Annotated in this window: 12 protein-coding genes and 1 tRNA gene; 5 read left to right on the top strand and 8 right to left on the bottom strand. The window is 51.2% G+C overall.

The genetic code is table 11. From position 1 onward, the window contains the following. Positions 1 to 161 precede the first annotated feature (161 nt). Positions 162 to 1,076, top strand: a complete 915-nt coding sequence (locus tag NGM62_RS16915; RefSeq protein WP_262249455.1) for an OmpA family protein — start codon at positions 162 to 164, stop codon at positions 1,074 to 1,076. A gap of 7 nt (positions 1,077 to 1,083) precedes the next feature. Here the strand turns inward: NGM62_RS16915 and NGM62_RS16910 are convergent, their stop codons facing one another. The 4 genes from NGM62_RS16910 to NGM62_RS16895 form a co-directional block, all read right to left on the bottom strand. After that, positions 1,084 to 2,085: a YihY/virulence factor BrkB family protein gene (locus NGM62_RS16910; protein WP_262249454.1), complete on the bottom strand. Its 1,002-nt coding sequence runs from the start codon at positions 2,083 to 2,085 to the stop codon at positions 1,084 to 1,086. Then, positions 2,082 to 2,495: an acyl-CoA thioesterase gene (locus NGM62_RS16905; protein ID WP_262249452.1), complete on the bottom strand. Its 414-nt coding sequence runs from the start codon at positions 2,493 to 2,495 to the stop codon at positions 2,082 to 2,084. The genes NGM62_RS16910 and NGM62_RS16905 overlap by 4 nt, the downstream gene beginning before the upstream one ends. Next, positions 2,495 to 3,541, bottom strand: a complete 1,047-nt coding sequence (gene mltG / locus NGM62_RS16900) for an endolytic transglycosylase MltG (protein ID WP_262249450.1) — start codon at positions 3,539 to 3,541, stop codon at positions 2,495 to 2,497. The genes NGM62_RS16905 and mltG overlap by 1 nt, the downstream gene beginning before the upstream one ends. A 71-nt stretch (positions 3,542 to 3,612) precedes the next feature. Next, positions 3,613 to 4,374, bottom strand: coding sequence for a PASTA domain-containing protein (locus NGM62_RS16895; RefSeq protein ID WP_262249449.1), 762 nt, complete (start codon positions 4,372 to 4,374; stop codon positions 3,613 to 3,615). Positions 4,375 to 4,573: 199 nt separating this feature from the next. Here NGM62_RS16895 and NGM62_RS16890 point away from each other — a divergent pair, with 199 nt between their 5' ends. Further along, positions 4,574 to 5,575, top strand: coding sequence for a D-alanine--D-alanine ligase (locus NGM62_RS16890; protein ID WP_262249448.1), 1,002 nt, complete (start codon positions 4,574 to 4,576; stop codon positions 5,573 to 5,575). A gap of 24 nt (positions 5,576 to 5,599) precedes the next feature. Here NGM62_RS16890 and NGM62_RS16885 read toward each other — a convergent pair whose 3' ends face one another. From NGM62_RS16885 to NGM62_RS16875, 3 genes are all read right to left on the bottom strand, one after another. Further along, positions 5,600 to 11,197, bottom strand: a complete 5,598-nt coding sequence (locus tag NGM62_RS16885) for an MG2 domain-containing protein (protein ID WP_262249446.1) — start codon at positions 11,195 to 11,197, stop codon at positions 5,600 to 5,602. A gap of 105 nt (positions 11,198 to 11,302) precedes the next feature. Then, positions 11,303 to 12,466 carry an MBL fold metallo-hydrolase gene (locus NGM62_RS16880; RefSeq protein WP_262249445.1) on the bottom strand — a complete coding sequence of 388 codons (1,164 nt, stop codon included), beginning with the start codon at positions 12,464 to 12,466 and terminating at the stop codon, positions 11,303 to 11,305. A gap of 55 nt (positions 12,467 to 12,521) precedes the next feature. Beyond that, positions 12,522 to 13,373, bottom strand: a complete 852-nt coding sequence (locus NGM62_RS16875; RefSeq protein WP_262249443.1) for an alpha/beta fold hydrolase — start codon at positions 13,371 to 13,373, stop codon at positions 12,522 to 12,524. Between the two features lie 138 nt (positions 13,374 to 13,511). Between NGM62_RS16875 and NGM62_RS16870 the strand changes: the two genes are divergently transcribed. From NGM62_RS16870 to obgE, 3 genes are all read left to right on the top strand, one after another. After that, a tRNA-Arg gene (locus NGM62_RS16870) sits at positions 13,512 to 13,585 on the top strand. A gap of 63 nt (positions 13,586 to 13,648) precedes the next feature. Then, positions 13,649 to 14,221: an adenylate kinase gene (locus NGM62_RS16865; RefSeq protein WP_262249457.1), complete on the top strand. Its 573-nt coding sequence runs from the start codon at positions 13,649 to 13,651 to the stop codon at positions 14,219 to 14,221. A gap of 87 nt (positions 14,222 to 14,308) precedes the next feature. Next, positions 14,309 to 15,307: a GTPase ObgE gene (gene obgE, locus NGM62_RS16860; protein WP_262249442.1), complete on the top strand. Its 999-nt coding sequence runs from the start codon at positions 14,309 to 14,311 to the stop codon at positions 15,305 to 15,307. A 294-nt stretch (positions 15,308 to 15,601) separates the two neighbouring features. Here the strand turns inward: obgE and panB are convergent, their stop codons facing one another. Beyond that, positions 15,602 to 16,417: a 3-methyl-2-oxobutanoate hydroxymethyltransferase gene (gene panB, locus NGM62_RS16855; protein WP_262249441.1), complete on the bottom strand. Its 816-nt coding sequence runs from the start codon at positions 16,415 to 16,417 to the stop codon at positions 15,602 to 15,604. Positions 16,418 to 16,473: the final 56 nt, after the last annotated feature.

The following is a 16,473-nucleotide window of genomic DNA, read 5'->3' as shown; positions in this document are numbered from 1 at the left end:
CCCGACCAACTGACACTAGACCTATAAATTTCGGGGTAAGTCCAGATTGTTTTATTATTTAACGTGGGGTATCGCTTTCTCAATCGCATGTTGGCTATTTTTGGCATTATGTTGGCATGGTCATAGGGTAGAAATATTGAAAACGAAAGGAGAAATAAGAAATGAGACGATTACCAATATACGCGGTGTTAGCCATGTTGGCTATGGTGTCCGTGCTTCCAGGGTGCGTAAGCAACAAGAAATTCCGTTCATTGCAGGCAAATTATGACGAAATGCAGCGGCGGGAGCAGGAATTGAACAAACAATATCAGGAGGCTCAGCAGCAGCTGTCGTCGGCAAACAGCCAGGTGAGAAGCCTCGAAGACCGGATTGCCGCTGAGCGTTCCAACCTTGCTGCGCTGCAAGACGCGCTTGATAAGTGCCTTACCTCATCCAATCAAGGTAATGTGAATATTTCCAAGTTGGTCGATGAAATTAATGCATCCAACCGGTACATCCAGCATTTGGTGAATACCAAGAATAGGAGCGACTCGTTGAATATGGTGTTGACCAATCGGCTGACCCGCTCGTTGAGTCGTGAGGAGGTGCAGGACGTGGATGTGCAGGTACTGAAAGGTGTCGTGTACATATCGTTGTCAGACAATATGCTTTATAAGTCCGGAAGCTATGAAATATCTGATAGGGCAGGAGCGACACTTGGCAAGATTGCGAAGATCATCATGGATTATAGTGACTACGAGGTACTCGTAGAAGGTAATACCGACAATGTGCCCATTTCGAAACCTAATATCCGCAATAATTGGGATTTGAGTGTACTGCGTGGTTCTTCCGTGGTGCAGGCGCTTCAAGAAGACTATGGTGTTGACCCCAAACGCCTTACAGCCGCCGGCCGCGGCGAATACAATACCATCGCCAGCAATGCGACTGAAAGCGGCAAAGCACGTAACCGACGTACACAAATTATCATTACGCCCAAGCTCGATCAGTTCATGGAGTTGATCGATCAGGCTCCAGAGCACGAGGATGGGGCGACGGAAATGCCAATGGATACCACGGAGGTGATGCCGCTACAGTAGTGCGGTATCACTCATTTTTTCGGTGGTCTTCCGCAGTTTTGGCCGGATCGCTAGATTTGAAGGTGTTGAATGTACGCGGTCGGACAATCTTGATGCTTTGTTTTGAAAGTGCGATACTCGCATTCAGCTCAAAGCCCACTAACAGGATGAGGGAATTGAGGTACAACCAGATCATGATGACGATAAGTGTACCGATGGAACCGTATAACTTGTTGTAGGCGTTGAAGTTGTTTATATAAAACGCAAAGCCCGAGAATGTCAATATGGCTAGGATAGTGGCCAAGGTGGCACCGGGGCTGAAGAGCTTCCACTTGCGCGATGATGCCGGTCCGAATTTGTAGAGTATACTTACTGTCAGGAAGTAAATGCCAAAGAGGATAACCCACCGGGCGGCTGCGATGACAAAGCCCCAGAAGGCGGCGTTGATTTTGATATTCTCTCGGAGGTACGCTACCACGTATCCTGCAGCGGTAAAAATGGTCATCCCCACGGCCAACGCGATGATGATCATAAGTGTCAATCCGATGGCAACGAGCCGCTGGTGTCCCCAGCTGCGGCTTTCGATAAGCAATGATGATTTATTGAATGCCAGCATCAACGAGCTGACACCATTGGTAGCAAAAAAGGTGGCTAGGATAAAACCGATGGAGAGCAGTCCGCTATTCTGGTTTTTTATGATGTCTTCCAATGTCGATTCGACGGTGAGAAATGCATTCTCAGGCATGACCACCTCCATGAAATCCAAAAGCTGTTCCTGGAAATTGTCGATTGGGATATAGGGAATTAGCGTAAACAAGAAGATTATGCCCGGGAAAATAGCCAGCATGAAGTTATAGGCCAGCGACGACGCTTTATTGAGGATGGACTCGCGTGCTATTTCCTGAAAAAAAAAGGTCGCCACAGTATACAGCGGTAGTGCTCCAAATCCGGGCAGCACGACTCCCTTTGTCCATTCTATAAATTGGAAATAAGGTTTGAACTTCAGTAAGTTGCGGTGTGCCCAATTCATTGTTTATCGAAATATGGCTCTAGTCGCTCCATGAAATCGGGCGGTGCCATACACGGTTTGCCGCGTTTGATATCTACGAAAACCAACGTGGTGCTTCCCGTGTTGATCAATTCATCGTGTTCGTTGAACAATTCGTAATCAAATCGGATTTTAACGGTAGGCTTCTCCTTCAGATATGTACGTACGGTAATTTCTTCATCGTACCGTGAGGGCTTCAGGAAGCGCGAATGCAGCTCCAGTACTGGCATCATCACACCGCTATCTTCCAACGCCTTGTATGAGAACCCTAAGCTGCGGAATAATTCCACCCTGCCCACCTCGTAGAAGGTGGCGTAATTACCGTAATACACATATCCCATTTGGTCGGTCTCCGCATATCGGACCCGTACGGTTGTTTCATACGTATACATCAGCGCTTGATATTTCGTTCGTTAAGTGCCTGCTGGAATTTGCGGGCGTTGATGTTGTGCTCCGCCTGTGTCACCGCAAAGTTATGGTAACCCGAAAAATCATCTTTCGCACACATGTAGATATAATCATGTTGGTGGTAATTCAGTACTGCATCGATCGATGCTATACTCGGCATCATGATTGGACCCGGTGGTAGCCCGCGGTATAAGTATGTATTGTATGGCGAGTCGGTACGCAGGTGGCGATACAGCACACGCCGTATGGTAAAGTCGTTGTTAGCGAAGATCACCGTCGGGTCGGCTTGCAGCAACATACCTTTCCGAAGCCGGTTCAGGTACAGACCAGCAATGGTGGGCATCTCGTCGGTGTGCAAAGCCTCCCCTTTGACAATGGATGCCAGCACGGCCACTTCTTGTACACTGAGGTTGAGCGCGGCCGCCTTTTGCCTACGGTCGTCGTTCCAGAATTTCTGGTATTCGCTGTTCATCCGCTCGGCGAATTGTTCGGTAGACGTATTCCAATAAAATTCATACGTGTTCGGTATGAACATGCTGAGGAAATTTTCGCTGTCGAATCCAAAATGTGCTGCCGAGCCGTCATCGTTCAGTAAGTCGATGAAGGCGATGGAATCCGGCTCTAACTGTCTTGCAAGTACAGCCGCTAGGTTTTCTTTTAGCCGCAGGTTTTCGAACCGTAGCTTCACCGGCTCCTGGAACCCGCCGCCGAGTCTGTTGATGAGTGTACGGTTGTTCATGCCGGGCTCCAACTTGTATTTACCTGGTTTCACCCGGCCGGGGTATTCCATTTTTACGGCCGCCCACCGGAATGTGGCCGTATCTTCTACCGCATGTAGCTCACCGATACTGGTCATCACATCCTCGAAATCCCAGTGCGAATAGATATAGAGGTATTCGGCGTCGGCGGTTACATTGGGAGCGAAGAACGAAAGATAATATTTATAAGCTATAGCCGCCCCCGTGGCTAGTGCTACTGCCGCTGCGATTCCCAATGTTATGAATATTCCTCTTCTTCTTTTTTTCTTCATCCGGCTTTCTCCGTTCCAGTTGTTTGTCTTTCCATGTCTGTCTGCCGACGGTTTGTACTACCGTAAGTGGCTTATTGTTGATTCGTCAGTGCGATATTAATAGGAGTTCCGATGCTTACTTTTGGGTCTGTGGCCGTTGGAGTCTGCGACACTACGGTTGCATTGGCTGTATCGGTCACCAGCCCCATATAGTTTACGGTTCCGAGCGTTAACGAGTTGCCTTGCAAGGCAAACCGCACCTGCTCCAGTGTGAGTCCGGTCAGGTCGGGCACCTGTATTTCACTGTCTCCGCGCCCATCTCCTAGGATGAGGTCTACCGTCGACCCTTTCGGAATCGGCCGCCCGACGTTGAGCCGCTCGTTGCCAAACTTAACATCGAGTACCACGTCTCGGGCAATATCGGGAATGTAGACGGTATCGCCTAGTTTGATGCCGTAGCTATTGAGGACAGCGCGTGCTTCTACGAATGTTTTCTCTATCAGGTCGGGGAAAGCCACTTCGGGTGCCACCCGGGTGATGATGGTGAGGTATAACGTTCGGTTTTTCTTCACCTTTGTTTGCGGATCGGGGTCTTGCTCGATTACCAGCCCCGGTTTGGCATCCACTTGGTAGACCGAGTCGAGGTCGTATTCAAAGCCTTCTGCCTGCAATTTCCTGATGGCTTCATCGATCTGCATGCCTTTCAGCTGTGGCACCACTACCGACTCGTTATGTCGGGTGTATGTATTAAGGCCGAATATGATAACCAGTAAGAGTACGGCAATGCCGATGAGCGCACCGATTAAGTTTTTTCTAAATGTTTCGGTCCCTAGGTATTTGAAAAATTTAACCATTGTCAAGTCTTAGCATGCACGCTAGTTGTGTGTCTCCTTATTGCAGAGCAATATTAGCGCCATTGTTTATTCATCGGACATCAAATGCGATGTCAGTCGGACAAAATTATTCGTTTTTCCGGGCATAGCAAATTATATTTTATTCCCTCTACTTCCGCATCTTGCATATAACCTCCAAGTTATCTATGTTTGCTTAATTATGGGCATTTGCATCGCATTGGTTACGGGCGGCTACACCGCTGAGTCAGAGGTTTCGCTAAAGAGCGCAAATTTTGTTTTCCAGCAATTGGATAAGTCGAAATACGACGTCTATACCGTCACGGTTACCATTGATGGCTGGTTTTACGTTAGCGATAATGGTGTCAGGTATCCTGTAGATCGCAATGACTTTACCCTATTGGTGGACGGGCGTACCGTTCGTTTCGATTTAGTATTTATGATGTTGCATGGGTCGCCAGGTGAAGATGGTCGCCTCCAAGGATATTTTGATATGTTGGGTATACCCTATACCTCGTGCGATGCCCTTACGTCTGCATTGACCATGAATAAAGCATATACGAAGGCTGTGCTTGCCGGCATTCCCGACCTATATTTAGCAAAATCGGTACAATTATTTGAATCTCAGCGGGCAGTAGCCGTGGATATGGTGCATGGCGCGCTTTCGTTGCCCTATTTCGTCAAACCCAACGCGGGCGGTAGCAGTATCGGGATGACTAAGGTGAAAACGGCCGACGCCCTCGCTGAAGCGGTCGAGAAGGCTTTCAACGCGGCTAACACGGGCAACCAGGTTATTGTAGAGGAATTCGTGGATGGCCGTGAGTTTTCCGTTGGTATATATCGTAAGGAAGGCGAGCTGGTGGTGCTGCCGGCAACGGAGGTGATAACCGGGCGCGAATTTTTTGATTTCGAGGCAAAATACATCGATAGCCAGACCCGGGAGATTACCCCCGCCGAGCTGACTAAGGAGCAACGCGGCCGTGTGGAACGCGTTGTCAAAGCGATTTACACCCGTCTGAATTGTAAGGGCATGGTACGTGTCGACTTTTTTCTGGAGCGGAATACAGATAAGTTTTATTTCATCGAGATCAATACCATCCCAGGGCAGACGGCACAAAGCTTCATCCCCCAACAGGTGCGTGCGGCCGGGATGACTGAAGCAGAGTTTTACAGTGAACTGATCGAGCAGGCCTTACGTAATTGATTGGTGATAATTAATTATCACCAATCAATTACTAACCACTTGCACCCACTGGCCGGGCACCGTTGCCTGTATCCGGTCGTCGTACATAGCTTCTACGCTTACGGCAGGTAAGAAATACTTGCCAATATACGATGCATTCAATTGCACGCGGTAGGTGAGCGTTTCGCCCTGCCTGAGGTTGAAGTGCGTCAGTACCCGGTCGTCCCGGATGTCCTGATAGGTAGCTGGAGACGAGCGCACCGCCGACTCCGTATTATTCAGCCGGGTATTGATGATCTCCCAGCCCGAAGGGAAGATCTGTGCAAGCGCCATGTGCTCGTACATCCCCATACTACCCGTGTTTTTGAGTGTTACCTCAGCAATGAAATCCGTTCCTTGCAGTAATGTAGCAGGGTCTATTTCCTCGCCCTGCTGGTTCGTATACCTTACATTCATAGTAAGCAGTTCGAGGTTGTTCCGCGCCGGAGGGTTCTCTCCCACAGGGGGCTGGCCTTCCCGGATTACGCGGACGTATAGTTTGTTTGTCCCGTTGTTTTGGATACGTAACGTTTTTTCCGCATTTGCGCTGTTCATACCCACATCGATGCGGTATAGATAGGTATCCGCGTTTACGTTGGCTGACTCGCCGTTCAAGGTGTATTCGAAACTGTTCTTCCGCTGCTCGCTACCACCGAATTTGCCAATGGCGAGCAAGGCATATGCCGTTGTTTGCGTGCTATACCAGTAATCGTTGTCGAGGCCTGCTGCCACGGAGAGTAGTTCCCGCTCGGCTTCTTGGCGGTGCCCCATGAGATCCAACGTCTCGAGGATCATGGCACGGTCGCGCAGTGCCGACCCGAAGGTACGCCCGGCGTGCTCATAGGGTGTCACTTCCGTGGACCGGTTTTTTACCAGCTGGCTGGCTACGATACCCTGGCCAGCCAGTTGATAGGCTGCGGCTAGCCGCCACGCGGCCTCGTCAGATAGGTAAGGGAACTCCTTGAGCCGATTCATAGCCCCGATTTCTGGGGCCTTAGCCAGGGCCAATAGATAGAGGCGGTACGCTTGCACGAGGTCGCCGCCACGCCAGTTGTATTGGCTTGGTGTCCACCCTTGCGCCGCACCCCGTTGGAACCGTAGCCAGTTATCGAGGAAGCCCGTGGGTAGGGTGTATCCTTTGGCTTGTGCCTCCAAAAGGAAGTGCCCGGCGTAGCTGGTACTCCATTCATTGACTTCGGTTGAGCCCGGCCAGTATCCCATCCCGCCGTTTGGTAGCTGGTAGTTGCGTAGCCGGTTGATGCCCGCCTTGATATTTCGCTCGATGGCGGCTTTATCCCGGTCTTTCAATTCGATCAGCCTATCCAACATCAGCTGCGGGAATACGCTTGATGTCACCTGTTCCAGGCATCCATACGGATACCTGATGAGGTAATTGAGCCTCTTGGAGAGGTTGATAGGGGGCAAGGACGATACTTCTACCGCCGCCGTGTTGCCATTACCCGGCCCAAGGGGCTCGATGGCCCGTTGCCACGACCCATTACCTGCTATTTCACTTTTATCAACCGAGGTGATGAACGGGTTGGGGTTGCGGATGTCGATCTCGATTTCGTAAACGGCTGTTTCCGAACCGCTTTTTGCAACGGCCTTGAGCTTGCCTACCCCGGTTTCGTTGCCCACGGAGACGGTGGCGTAGGCCATCTGTTCGCCGGGTTTGGCGAAACGCAGCGTCTGTTTTCCGTTTTGCACGGTAAGGCCGCCCAATGCGGTGACGTCGAGGCTGACCTGCTTTACCTCGTTTTCCATGGCGAAGACCGTGAGCGGCAATTTAAAGGTCTCCTTCGGTCCGATTACGCGCGGTAGGGTTGCCAGCAGCATCAACGGCTTTTTCACGGCTACGGCTTTTTCGGCAAACCCATAAGCACCGTCCTGTCCTGCAATTACCATGGCCCGTACGGAGCCGATGTATTGCGGTAGGATGAAGTTGTGCGTGTTGGTGCGGCCCTTGCCCAACGTGAAGGGGCCCATGAACTTGACCACAGGCTGGAACCTGTTGGCTTTCGCTGGGTTTACATTGCGGTCTATTTCGCCATCACCCCCGATGCTTAGGATACGCTCGAGGTCGCCGCCCCAGGCGCCCAGTACTTGGTCAAAAAGGTCCCATGACTTCACACCCAACGCTTCGCGGGCGTAGAAGCTTGCGTGCGGGTCGGGCGTTTTGAAGCGGGTAAGGTCCAGCAGCCCCTCGTCTACGATAGCGATGGTGTAAGTCATGGCCTTGCCGTTGGTTTCGGAGACGGAGATGCGCGATTCGGTTTCCGGCCTGATCGTTTCTGCAATCCCGATTTTGGGTTTGAGGATGGTTTTGGGGTTTTCTATCAGCAACGGAATCACGCCATACATCCGTATGGGGAGGTCGTTTGCCGTTTGCTGGTGCGGTTGCAGCAGGGTTACGTTTACAAATACATTGGGTGCCATCTCTTCGGTGGCCTCAAACGTGTAGACGGTCTGCCCTTGTTCAGTCTCTATCCACCAGCTATCAAGTACGCGACTGCCATTTTCGATACTGATTAGCCCACGACCACCGGCTGATGATGGAATGGTCAGCGTTACTTTATCGCCGGCTTGGTAGGTTCCCTTATCGGCGGTGAACGACAGCATGGATGCTTCAGTGGGGTTGTTCTGCTGCTCGCGCTGTGCCCAACCCGGCCAATCGATATATAATGTCCGGCCCGAGGCGTGGCCACTCTCCAAATCCACTACGCGTACAAGGTATCGGCCCCAGTCGGGGTAATTCACCCGGATGTTCCATTTGCCAGCACCGTTGTCGAGGGTGATAGTCTCTTTTTTGAGCAGCTGGTTGTACTTGTCCTGTGTGAAATTGCCTAGGTACTCGTCTTCCTGGTTCCACCACCAGCGCCACCGTATTTTATAGAACTCTACCTGTACGCGACGATTTCCGGTTATTTTCTTGCCGTTTGCGTCTACCCCTACAATGTCTACGGTATGGTCCACATCGGTAAGTAGCCTGCCCGACAGGCGGTCGCCCTGGGGTGTCTGCAAGCCAATATAGCTGCTATAGGGACTATACGGCATGTTTACATTATCGATGCTAAAATTGCCGCCGGGTTCGAATACACGGGTGGTAAAGCTGGCTCGGAGCATGCCGGGAGCACCGTTCGTGGCGGCAATATCTGCCGAGAACGCGGCTTTTCCCGTTTCGTCCAGTGTCCCATCAAACAACACTTGGCTCTCTTGTGCGAAACTGCGCGTAGGGTCGTCAAATACATATTGTCGGTAACTATCGAAAGCGGTCTTTACGGGCGTCACTACGGCTTCCACCCGGGCTTTGAGCCCTTGCACATCGGCGCCGAAAAGCCATTTTGCCGACAGGTTGACGGGAACCGAACTGCCTTTACGCAGTACCGCATTGCCGCCGAAATCAAGGTCTATTTTCAACCGGTTAGGCATCACGGTCTCTATTTTCAATGTTTTCTGGAATACCGCACCGCCCACACTCACTTTGGCGATCCAGTTGCCCGTCGGGGCGGTGGATTCCGTTTTTGTTTTGAATGTATAGAACCCGTTGGTATTCTTTGACTCTACCAGCCGTTTGTTGAGCTGCCCTTTGGGATCATATAGCTCAAATGTGACAGGGTGGCCTTGTGGCAGGTTGGCCGATTGGTTTTCCATGATGAAACCTACAAACAGCGAATCGCCCGGTCGCCATACGCCGCGTTCGCCATAGATGAAGCCTTTTATACCTTTTTGCACTACGTCGCCTCCCACGTCAAAGCGGCTGAGCGGTAGGGAAGAACCGTCGTCCAATTTGAGATAGCCCCGTTCTTCATTTTTGGCTGCGATAAGCATAAACGGTTTGCGGGGTACTTCCACTTTAGCAAACCCATCGCTATTGGTTGTGGCGGTCTGGATAACCTGTTGCTGGTAGTCTAGCAGTTTTATTTCTACGTCGGCCATCGGTTGGGCGGTGAGGATGCTGGTGGCAATCACGTTTACACTGTTGTCATTGCCGCGCTTGGTGATTAGCCCGATGTTCGATGCAAGCATATCGCGGCTGGCCCAGCGCTCGGTGGTGTAGTATGCACTATGGCAGGGGTTGTCGCGTTCGTCCCAATCGTAATCGTATGGGTAATAGCTGTTGTAGCGTGCCCAGAACTCGTCATCTTCATCAATCGAGTCGCCGTAATAATAGCTGCGTTGCTGCGCTTCTGCGTCGGCGATAGCTTCGGCATCCGCATCGCTACACGGGTATACCGAGTAGCTATGGCGAAATCCGATCAGTATCCGGTAGATGGCCCCCGGTTCGGCCTTGAGCAGCTGGTCGATATCCAGCGAAAAGCGGTTTTTACGGTGCAGGTTGACGCTCTTGTCGGCATCCAGCGCAATGGTTTTCTGCACCACGGGCCGGGCCACGCGCCGAAGCTCATATTTGCTGTCGTACGTCTGCTGGAAATACTGCGGTACATTGTTTTCGAAAATTTTCACGATGGTTACATCTACTGCCTTCAGGTTCACTGCTTCAAATGGCATGGTCAGCTTGCCCGATCCCGGCAAGATGGTACCCTTGCCCGGAATACTGACGGATGGCAGCCGGTTCTCGAAATTGACATTGGCAGCATATGCATCCGTTATTTTCCGCTTGCTGATGTTTTCCACCCCTTCGTTTACGGCTATCGAGTAGTCGCCCTCCAAGCGGTCGGGTGTATATACTTTTACTTCACTGCCGTCTATCGTATAGCGAAGGTCCCGTACCCCGGCAATATCGATTAGCCCGCTAAGTTGCTGGGCAACGAGGATAGGGTCTGAAAATTGAACCAATACGTATTGCTCCGGCTCGTGTACGGCACGGATATCCAATACCTTGAAGCTTCCCTTTGCTGGTATCTCGATGGTTTTTTTTCCATCTTTTGATGCGGATATCGGTCGGCCGTCCCAACTAAGCACAAGGTTTGTTTCCTTATCGCCCCGGGCTATGGAGTCGATTACGTAGGTAGACAAGCGTGTTTGGGCATTATGTTGCCATTTAATGTCATACGCGGCCTCATTTTGGGAAGATGCCTTGAGTATTTTCTCAATGGCTTCCGGCTGCTCCACATCTGCAAAAGCAATGCGTCCGGTGAGTTTCATCAGGTCTGTAGTACTAGCTGTTTGTGTTGTCAACCCATCAATTTCCACGTTATAAGAAGGCTCGATGACCTTAAAATTAAATGTGAAATCTTTGAGGTCAGTACTGACATCGGCTACCTCGCCGAGGTGGAAGGTAACTTGGTATTCCCTTCCCGGCTTAAGGGGGTCGTCCGGCTTGAACTCCACTGTCCGTGCATCTATCCAATATGTTTTTCCCTTCACGTTGGGGTTGAGTGAGAAAAGCCGTCGGTTATCTTCCTGGTTGGTTTGCTGGAGTGTATTTACCTGCGATGCCAAACGCACGCGTACCCCGCTTTCGCGCGATACAACGCCCGCAGTGTAAGCCTCCACATATTTCGCAAACGCGGTGTTGTTAGCATTCACCGTGTCAAACTGATTGTACTTCCAGATGAAGAAAGCGATGATAGTGATAAGAATCACTCCACATACAGCTATCAGGGTAGTTTTGCGTGCGGGTATCCAATTGGCCTTGTTCATAGTGACAGATTTTATCAAGGCGAATGTACACAAACCGAAGGGTAAATCCCCAAATACCACGGCAGGAAATTCGAAAATAACGGTTTTCGGGGAGGGTTATCCGCGTCAGCGAACCCCCTCCCACCACCTTTCGAACACTTGAGCGGTATCTTGCAGGTATACAGGTTGCCCGATCATAGGTGTGAGTAGTGGCAACTTCGTTTTTCCGTTGGCTTTGGTGATATCGATCAGCGGGTCGTCCCACGCATGCATGGCCAGCGAGAATTTGGCGTTGTGTACGGGCAGTATGCGCTTAGCTCCCAGGTCTTGGGCAGCAAGGAGCACCTGTTCGGGCAGGGTATGGATATATATCCAATAGGGGTGGTACTGGCCGTTTTCGAGGATGGCAAGGTCGAACGGTCCATATTGTTGGCCGATTTGCAGAAAGTGGGTACCATAGCCACTATCGCCGCCGATAAAAATCCGCTGGTTAGGCGTGTTCAGTACGAAGGATGCCCATAGCGTGCCGTTCCGTTTAAAACCACGGCCCGAAAAATGGCGTGCGGGTGTGGCGCGCAATGAGAATCCGTCTGCCAGCGGGACCGATTCATGCCAATCGAGCTCCACGATTTTTTCGGCCGGATAGCCCCAATATTCGAGGTGCGCACCCACGCCCAGCGGGCAGATCACACGGCCCACTTTCGGTTGGAGCTGTTTAACAGTGTTATAATCGAGGTGGTCCCAATGATCGTGCGTGATGACGAGGTAATCGATATCGGGCATATCCGGCACGTGGTAGCCGGTAGTGCCGGGAAAGCTTTTCGTGGTGAACGACACGGGCGAGGCGTGGCCGTTGAACACCGGGTCTACCAGGAGTTTTTTGCCGGCTGTTTGCATGAAATAAGACGAGTGGCCAAACCAAATGAGTATATCGGTGGCGGCATCGAGCTGACGGAGGTCCGTTTTGATGGAAGGGATGGGATCCACGGGCACCTGCCGGGGCGTCTTATTGAAGATAAAATTCCATAATACCGTAGCCATGTTTGCCCCTTCGGCCAAGTCGGGCGTATCTTCGAGGTTCTGGAAGCGCCCGTTTTTATAATTGGGTGAGCTTTCTATCCGTCCCAATCGCTGGCCTTGCGGAGCGCTGCCGAAGGGTGGCTGCCGGGTGAATATGATAATCGCTACGACGAGTACGGCGCAGACGATAAGGACGTATGATAACATGCGTGTAAGGATTTTCTTCATGCCGGTGTAATGGGCGAAATACGGCGCAAAGTAACTACCCATCGCCCATAAATGCAATCCGGTGGTTGATTTTTACATTGACCTGACCACGATCGCGTTACACCGCACCGATCTGATCGAGGAAGGCTATCAGCTCCATATTGAAACGGGTTGTATCTTCGAGATTGGGCAGGTGGCCGCAATGAGGGATTTCCACGTAGGTAGCGCCGGATATCCCGGATACGAGGATGTCAGACTGCTCGCGCGGAGTGATGCGGTCTTCCGCGCCGCGGACCACTAGTGTAGGTACTGAAATGGCTCTCAAGCTATCCGTCGTGTCGGTGCGCGAGGCGAGCGCCAGCAGGGTGGCGCAGATGCTGCTTTCCGTGTTCCGGCGGATGCTGCTTTTAATCAGGTCGACAGCAGCGTTGTTCTCTGCCAGTGCTTTCTGACCGAATACGTTGTTGACAAATCCGATGGAAAACGCCCGCTTACCATTTTTCAATACGGACTGGATGGTGTCAAACCGCTTTTGCTTTGCGGTGTTATCGTCGGAAAGGGAATTGGTATCGCACAACACCAATCCGACAAAGGTGTCGGGCTGGATCTGGTGCGCCCGAAGCGCTATGTAACCGCCCATAGAAATCCCGCAGAGGACAGTGTGATTGACGCCCACTTTCCGCAAGAACACGAGGAGGTCTTTGGCGAATACGTCTATGCTGAAAAAACCATGACCAGTAGTGCTGTTGCCATGGCCCCGTACGTCTATCGCTATGCCCCTGATCGAAGGGGGCAGTGCTTCGAGCTGCGGTATCCACATATTCTTATTAAACGGGAAGCCATGCACAAATACCACGGTATGGTCGGCAGGCGCAGCCTCTTTCACTAAATAACTTATACTGATATCCCCGATGCGGATCCGCCGCCGTTTGATTAGGCTTTTATTGTAGATCATATAGCGGAGTAACATTTGATGTGATGATATGTTTGCTTAAAGGTAATAAAATCAGGGGACTAATGCAATGTCCGTAACGTTGTGCTGTATTTTTTCTAAAAATATTTCGCAGGTATCAATCAGATTCCTATCTTTGCAAACCGAATCGGGAATGCGCTTGTAGCTTAACTGGATAGAGCACCTGACTACGGATCAGGAGGTTAGGGGTTCGACTCCCTTCAAGCGCACATGTTTCACCCATATAGCCTAATCAATATAGCGGTTAGGCTATTATTTTTCACAGTTATATGATGCTAAACCTTGTTTTATTTGGCCCTCCGGGAGCAGGGAAGGGAACCCAATCGCAAAAGCTTATCGACCGGTACCAGCTGGTGCACATCTCCACGGGCGATATTTTCCGTGCCCACATCGCCAATCAAACCGACTTGGGACAACGTGTGAGCAAGCTCATTGCCGCCGGCGAATTGGTGCCCGATTCAATCACCATTGCCATGTTGGAAGAGGAGATAGACAAGAACCCACAGGCGAAAGGTTTTATTTTTGATGGTTTCCCACGTACGGTGGCCCAGGCCGAAGCGTTGGACCGATTCCTAGAGTCAAAAGGGTCGGGCATCACCGGTGTGGTAGCCCTCGATGTCACGGAAGAGGAGCTGACGGTCCGTATTGCCAAGCGGAAAGCCGTCAGCAACCGTGCCGATGACGACAGTGAGAAGTTGAAGAAGCGGATTGAGGAGTATTTCAATAAAACCATCCATGTGTTGCCCTATTACGAAAAGCAGGGTAAGCTAACCAAGGTCAACGGCATAGGCGACATCGAAGCTATTTTTGAAGAAATCAAAGGCGTTGTTGATGGTTTTCAATAATGGTTAATTGTTAATGGTCAATTGATACCTCGCTGTCAACGGCCATCGGAAATTAACAATTGACAATTGAAAATTAACCATAAAAAAGTGGCACAAGGTTCAAACTTCGTCGATTATGTAAAGATATGTTGCCGTTCTGGTAAAGGCGGGGCAGGCTCTGCACATTTGCATCGCGATAAATTTACCGCTAAAGGAGGTCCCGATGGTGGCGATGGCGGCCGTGGTGGCCATATTTTGCTTAAAGGTAATGCACAATTGTGGACCCTGTTGCACCTGAAATACCGCAAGCATGTGATTGCGGCGGATGGCCAACCTGGGGGTAGCGCGTTGAAGACGGGTGCCGACGGCAAGGATGAAGTGTTGGAAGTACCCCTAGGCACCGTAGCACGTGATGCGGAGACTAATGAAGTACTTTTTGATATCACGGAAGATGGGGAGGTGAAGGTACTTACTGCTGGGGGGCGGGGTGGATTGGGTAACTGGCACTTCAAAAGCCCTACGCAGCAGACACCTCGATACGCACAGCCCGGCGAGACCGGGAAGGAACAGTGGATCATCCTCGAACTGAAAGTGCTGGCGGATGTGGGACTGGTGGGTTTCCCTAATGCCGGGAAGTCCACGTTGCTGTCTGTAGTTTCCGCAGCCAAACCCGAAATAGCGGATTATCCTTTTACCACGCTGGTACCCAACTTGGGCATCGTTTCCTACCGCGACAACAAATCGTTCGTGATGGCCGATATCCCCGGTATCATCGAGGGCGCATCGGAAGGGAAGGGGCTGGGCCATCGTTTCCTGCGGCACATCGAACGTAATTCCGTACTGCTGTTCATGGTGCCGGCCGATACGGAACGGACCATTGCGGAGGAATATAACGTCCTATTGGACGAACTGGTCGCGTTCAATCCCGAATTGAAAGATAAACCGCGTATCCTCGCCATAACCAAATCAGACATGCTCGACGATGAGCTGGAAGCAGAAATGAAAGCCCAGGTGCCCTCTGGAATTCCTTATCTATTTATCTCGTCGGTAGCGGGCAAAAATATCCAATCGCTAAAGGATATGCTTTGGCGAACCATCAATACTTAGCCGGTACGCCTTTGCCGGGCAGGCTTGCCTGGATGAACTGCCGGATATCCTCACTTCCCTTTTCGAGGTCTTCTTTGCGAAGGTACATCATGTGCTTGCTGCGGTCTGCAATAAAGCTCCTCGTCCCACACGGGTTGCGTACCTTTATACGCCGTATAGTTGATGTGCTGGCCTTTGACGGTCGTTTTGTGTTTGGTAGCTATGACCGAATCTGCGGGGATTTTGCGCTGGGCAAAGGAAGTCGTGGCCAACGCCAATACGACACAGATGGTTAATTAGGCGTTTCATGGTACGTCAATACTGCTCTTTTTCGTTCGGGAAATCCGAGGACTTTACATCACGTATATAATTGCTTACGGCAGTGCCCATTTCTTCATAGAGGTTGGCGTATTGGCGGAGGAACCGTGGCTTGAAGCCTTTGTTGATACCCAGCATATCGTGTACGACGAGTACCTGCCCGTCGCAGCCGGGTCCGGCCCCGATGCCGATGGTGGGTATTCCTATGCCGTTCGTCACTTCGGTTGCTAGGGCCGCTGGTATCTTTTCGAGCACCAAGCCAAAGCAACCGGCCTCTTCCAGTATGCTGGCGTCTGATTTTAGTTTAATTGCTTCGGCCTCCTCTTTTGCCCTTACGGTATAAGTGCCGAATTTATAAATGGATTGCGGGGTAAGGCCCAGGTGGCCCATCACAGGGATACCGGCGTTGACGATGCGTTGCACGGTTTCCTGTATTTCGATGCCACCTTCCACTTTCAAGCCATGGGCGCCGGTTTCCTTCATCACACGCACGGCAGCTTTGAGGGCATCGCTGCTATCGCCCTGGTAGGAGCCGAATGGTAAATCCACAATCACCAACGCGCGCTTGGCGGCACGTACTACAGCCGAGGCATGGTACATCATCTCTTCGAGCGTGATGGGTACGGTAGTTTCATAGCCCGCCATGACATTGGCGGCCGAGTCGCCCACGAGGATGATATCGATACCCGAGTTGTCCAAAACGCGGGCCATTGAGTAATCGTACCCAGTAAGCATCGCTATTTTTTCACCACGGCTTTTCATCTCCCGGATGGTATGGGTGGTGATACGTTTGATTTCCTTGTTTACAGACATAACACAAACGTAGTGAAAAATCACCTCTCCATCAAATGAATAGCTTAAATGAGCGG

Source organism: Parapedobacter soli (genome assembly GCF_025460835.1).
Lineage (GTDB): Bacteria > Bacteroidota > Bacteroidia > Sphingobacteriales > Sphingobacteriaceae > Parapedobacter > Parapedobacter soli.
This window is presented reverse-complemented; position numbering and strand designations above follow the sequence as displayed.

Excerpts from the sequence above, each read along its gene's own strand:
- NGM62_RS16880 (WP_262249445.1), bottom strand. The coding sequence starts at position 12,466 with ATGGGTAGTTACTTTGCGCCGTATTTCGCCCATTACACCGGCATGAAG.
- NGM62_RS16895 (WP_262249449.1), bottom strand. The coding sequence starts at position 4,374 with ATGGTTAAATTTTTCAAATACCTAGGGACCGAAACATTTAGAAAAAAC.
- mltG (WP_262249450.1), bottom strand. The coding sequence starts at position 3,541 with ATGAAGAAAAAAAGAAGAAGAGGAATATTCATAACATTGGGAATCGCA.
- NGM62_RS16875 (WP_262249443.1), bottom strand. The coding sequence starts at position 13,373 with ATGTTACTCCGCTATATGATCTACAATAAAAGCCTAATCAAACGGCGG.
- NGM62_RS16915 (WP_262249455.1), top strand. The coding sequence starts at position 162 with ATGAGACGATTACCAATATACGCGGTGTTAGCCATGTTGGCTATGGTG.
- NGM62_RS16890 (WP_262249448.1), top strand. The coding sequence starts at position 4,574 with ATGGGCATTTGCATCGCATTGGTTACGGGCGGCTACACCGCTGAGTCA.
- NGM62_RS16905 (WP_262249452.1), bottom strand. The coding sequence starts at position 2,495 with ATGTATACGTATGAAACAACCGTACGGGTCCGATATGCGGAGACCGAC.
- NGM62_RS16885 (WP_262249446.1), bottom strand. The coding sequence starts at position 11,197 with ATGAACAAGGCCAATTGGATACCCGCACGCAAAACTACCCTGATAGCT.
- panB (WP_262249441.1), bottom strand. The coding sequence starts at position 16,417 with ATGTCTGTAAACAAGGAAATCAAACGTATCACCACCCATACCATCCGG.
- NGM62_RS16865 (WP_262249457.1), top strand. The coding sequence starts at position 13,649 with ATGCTAAACCTTGTTTTATTTGGCCCTCCGGGAGCAGGGAAGGGAACC.
- NGM62_RS16910 (WP_262249454.1), bottom strand. The coding sequence starts at position 2,085 with ATGAATTGGGCACACCGCAACTTACTGAAGTTCAAACCTTATTTCCAA.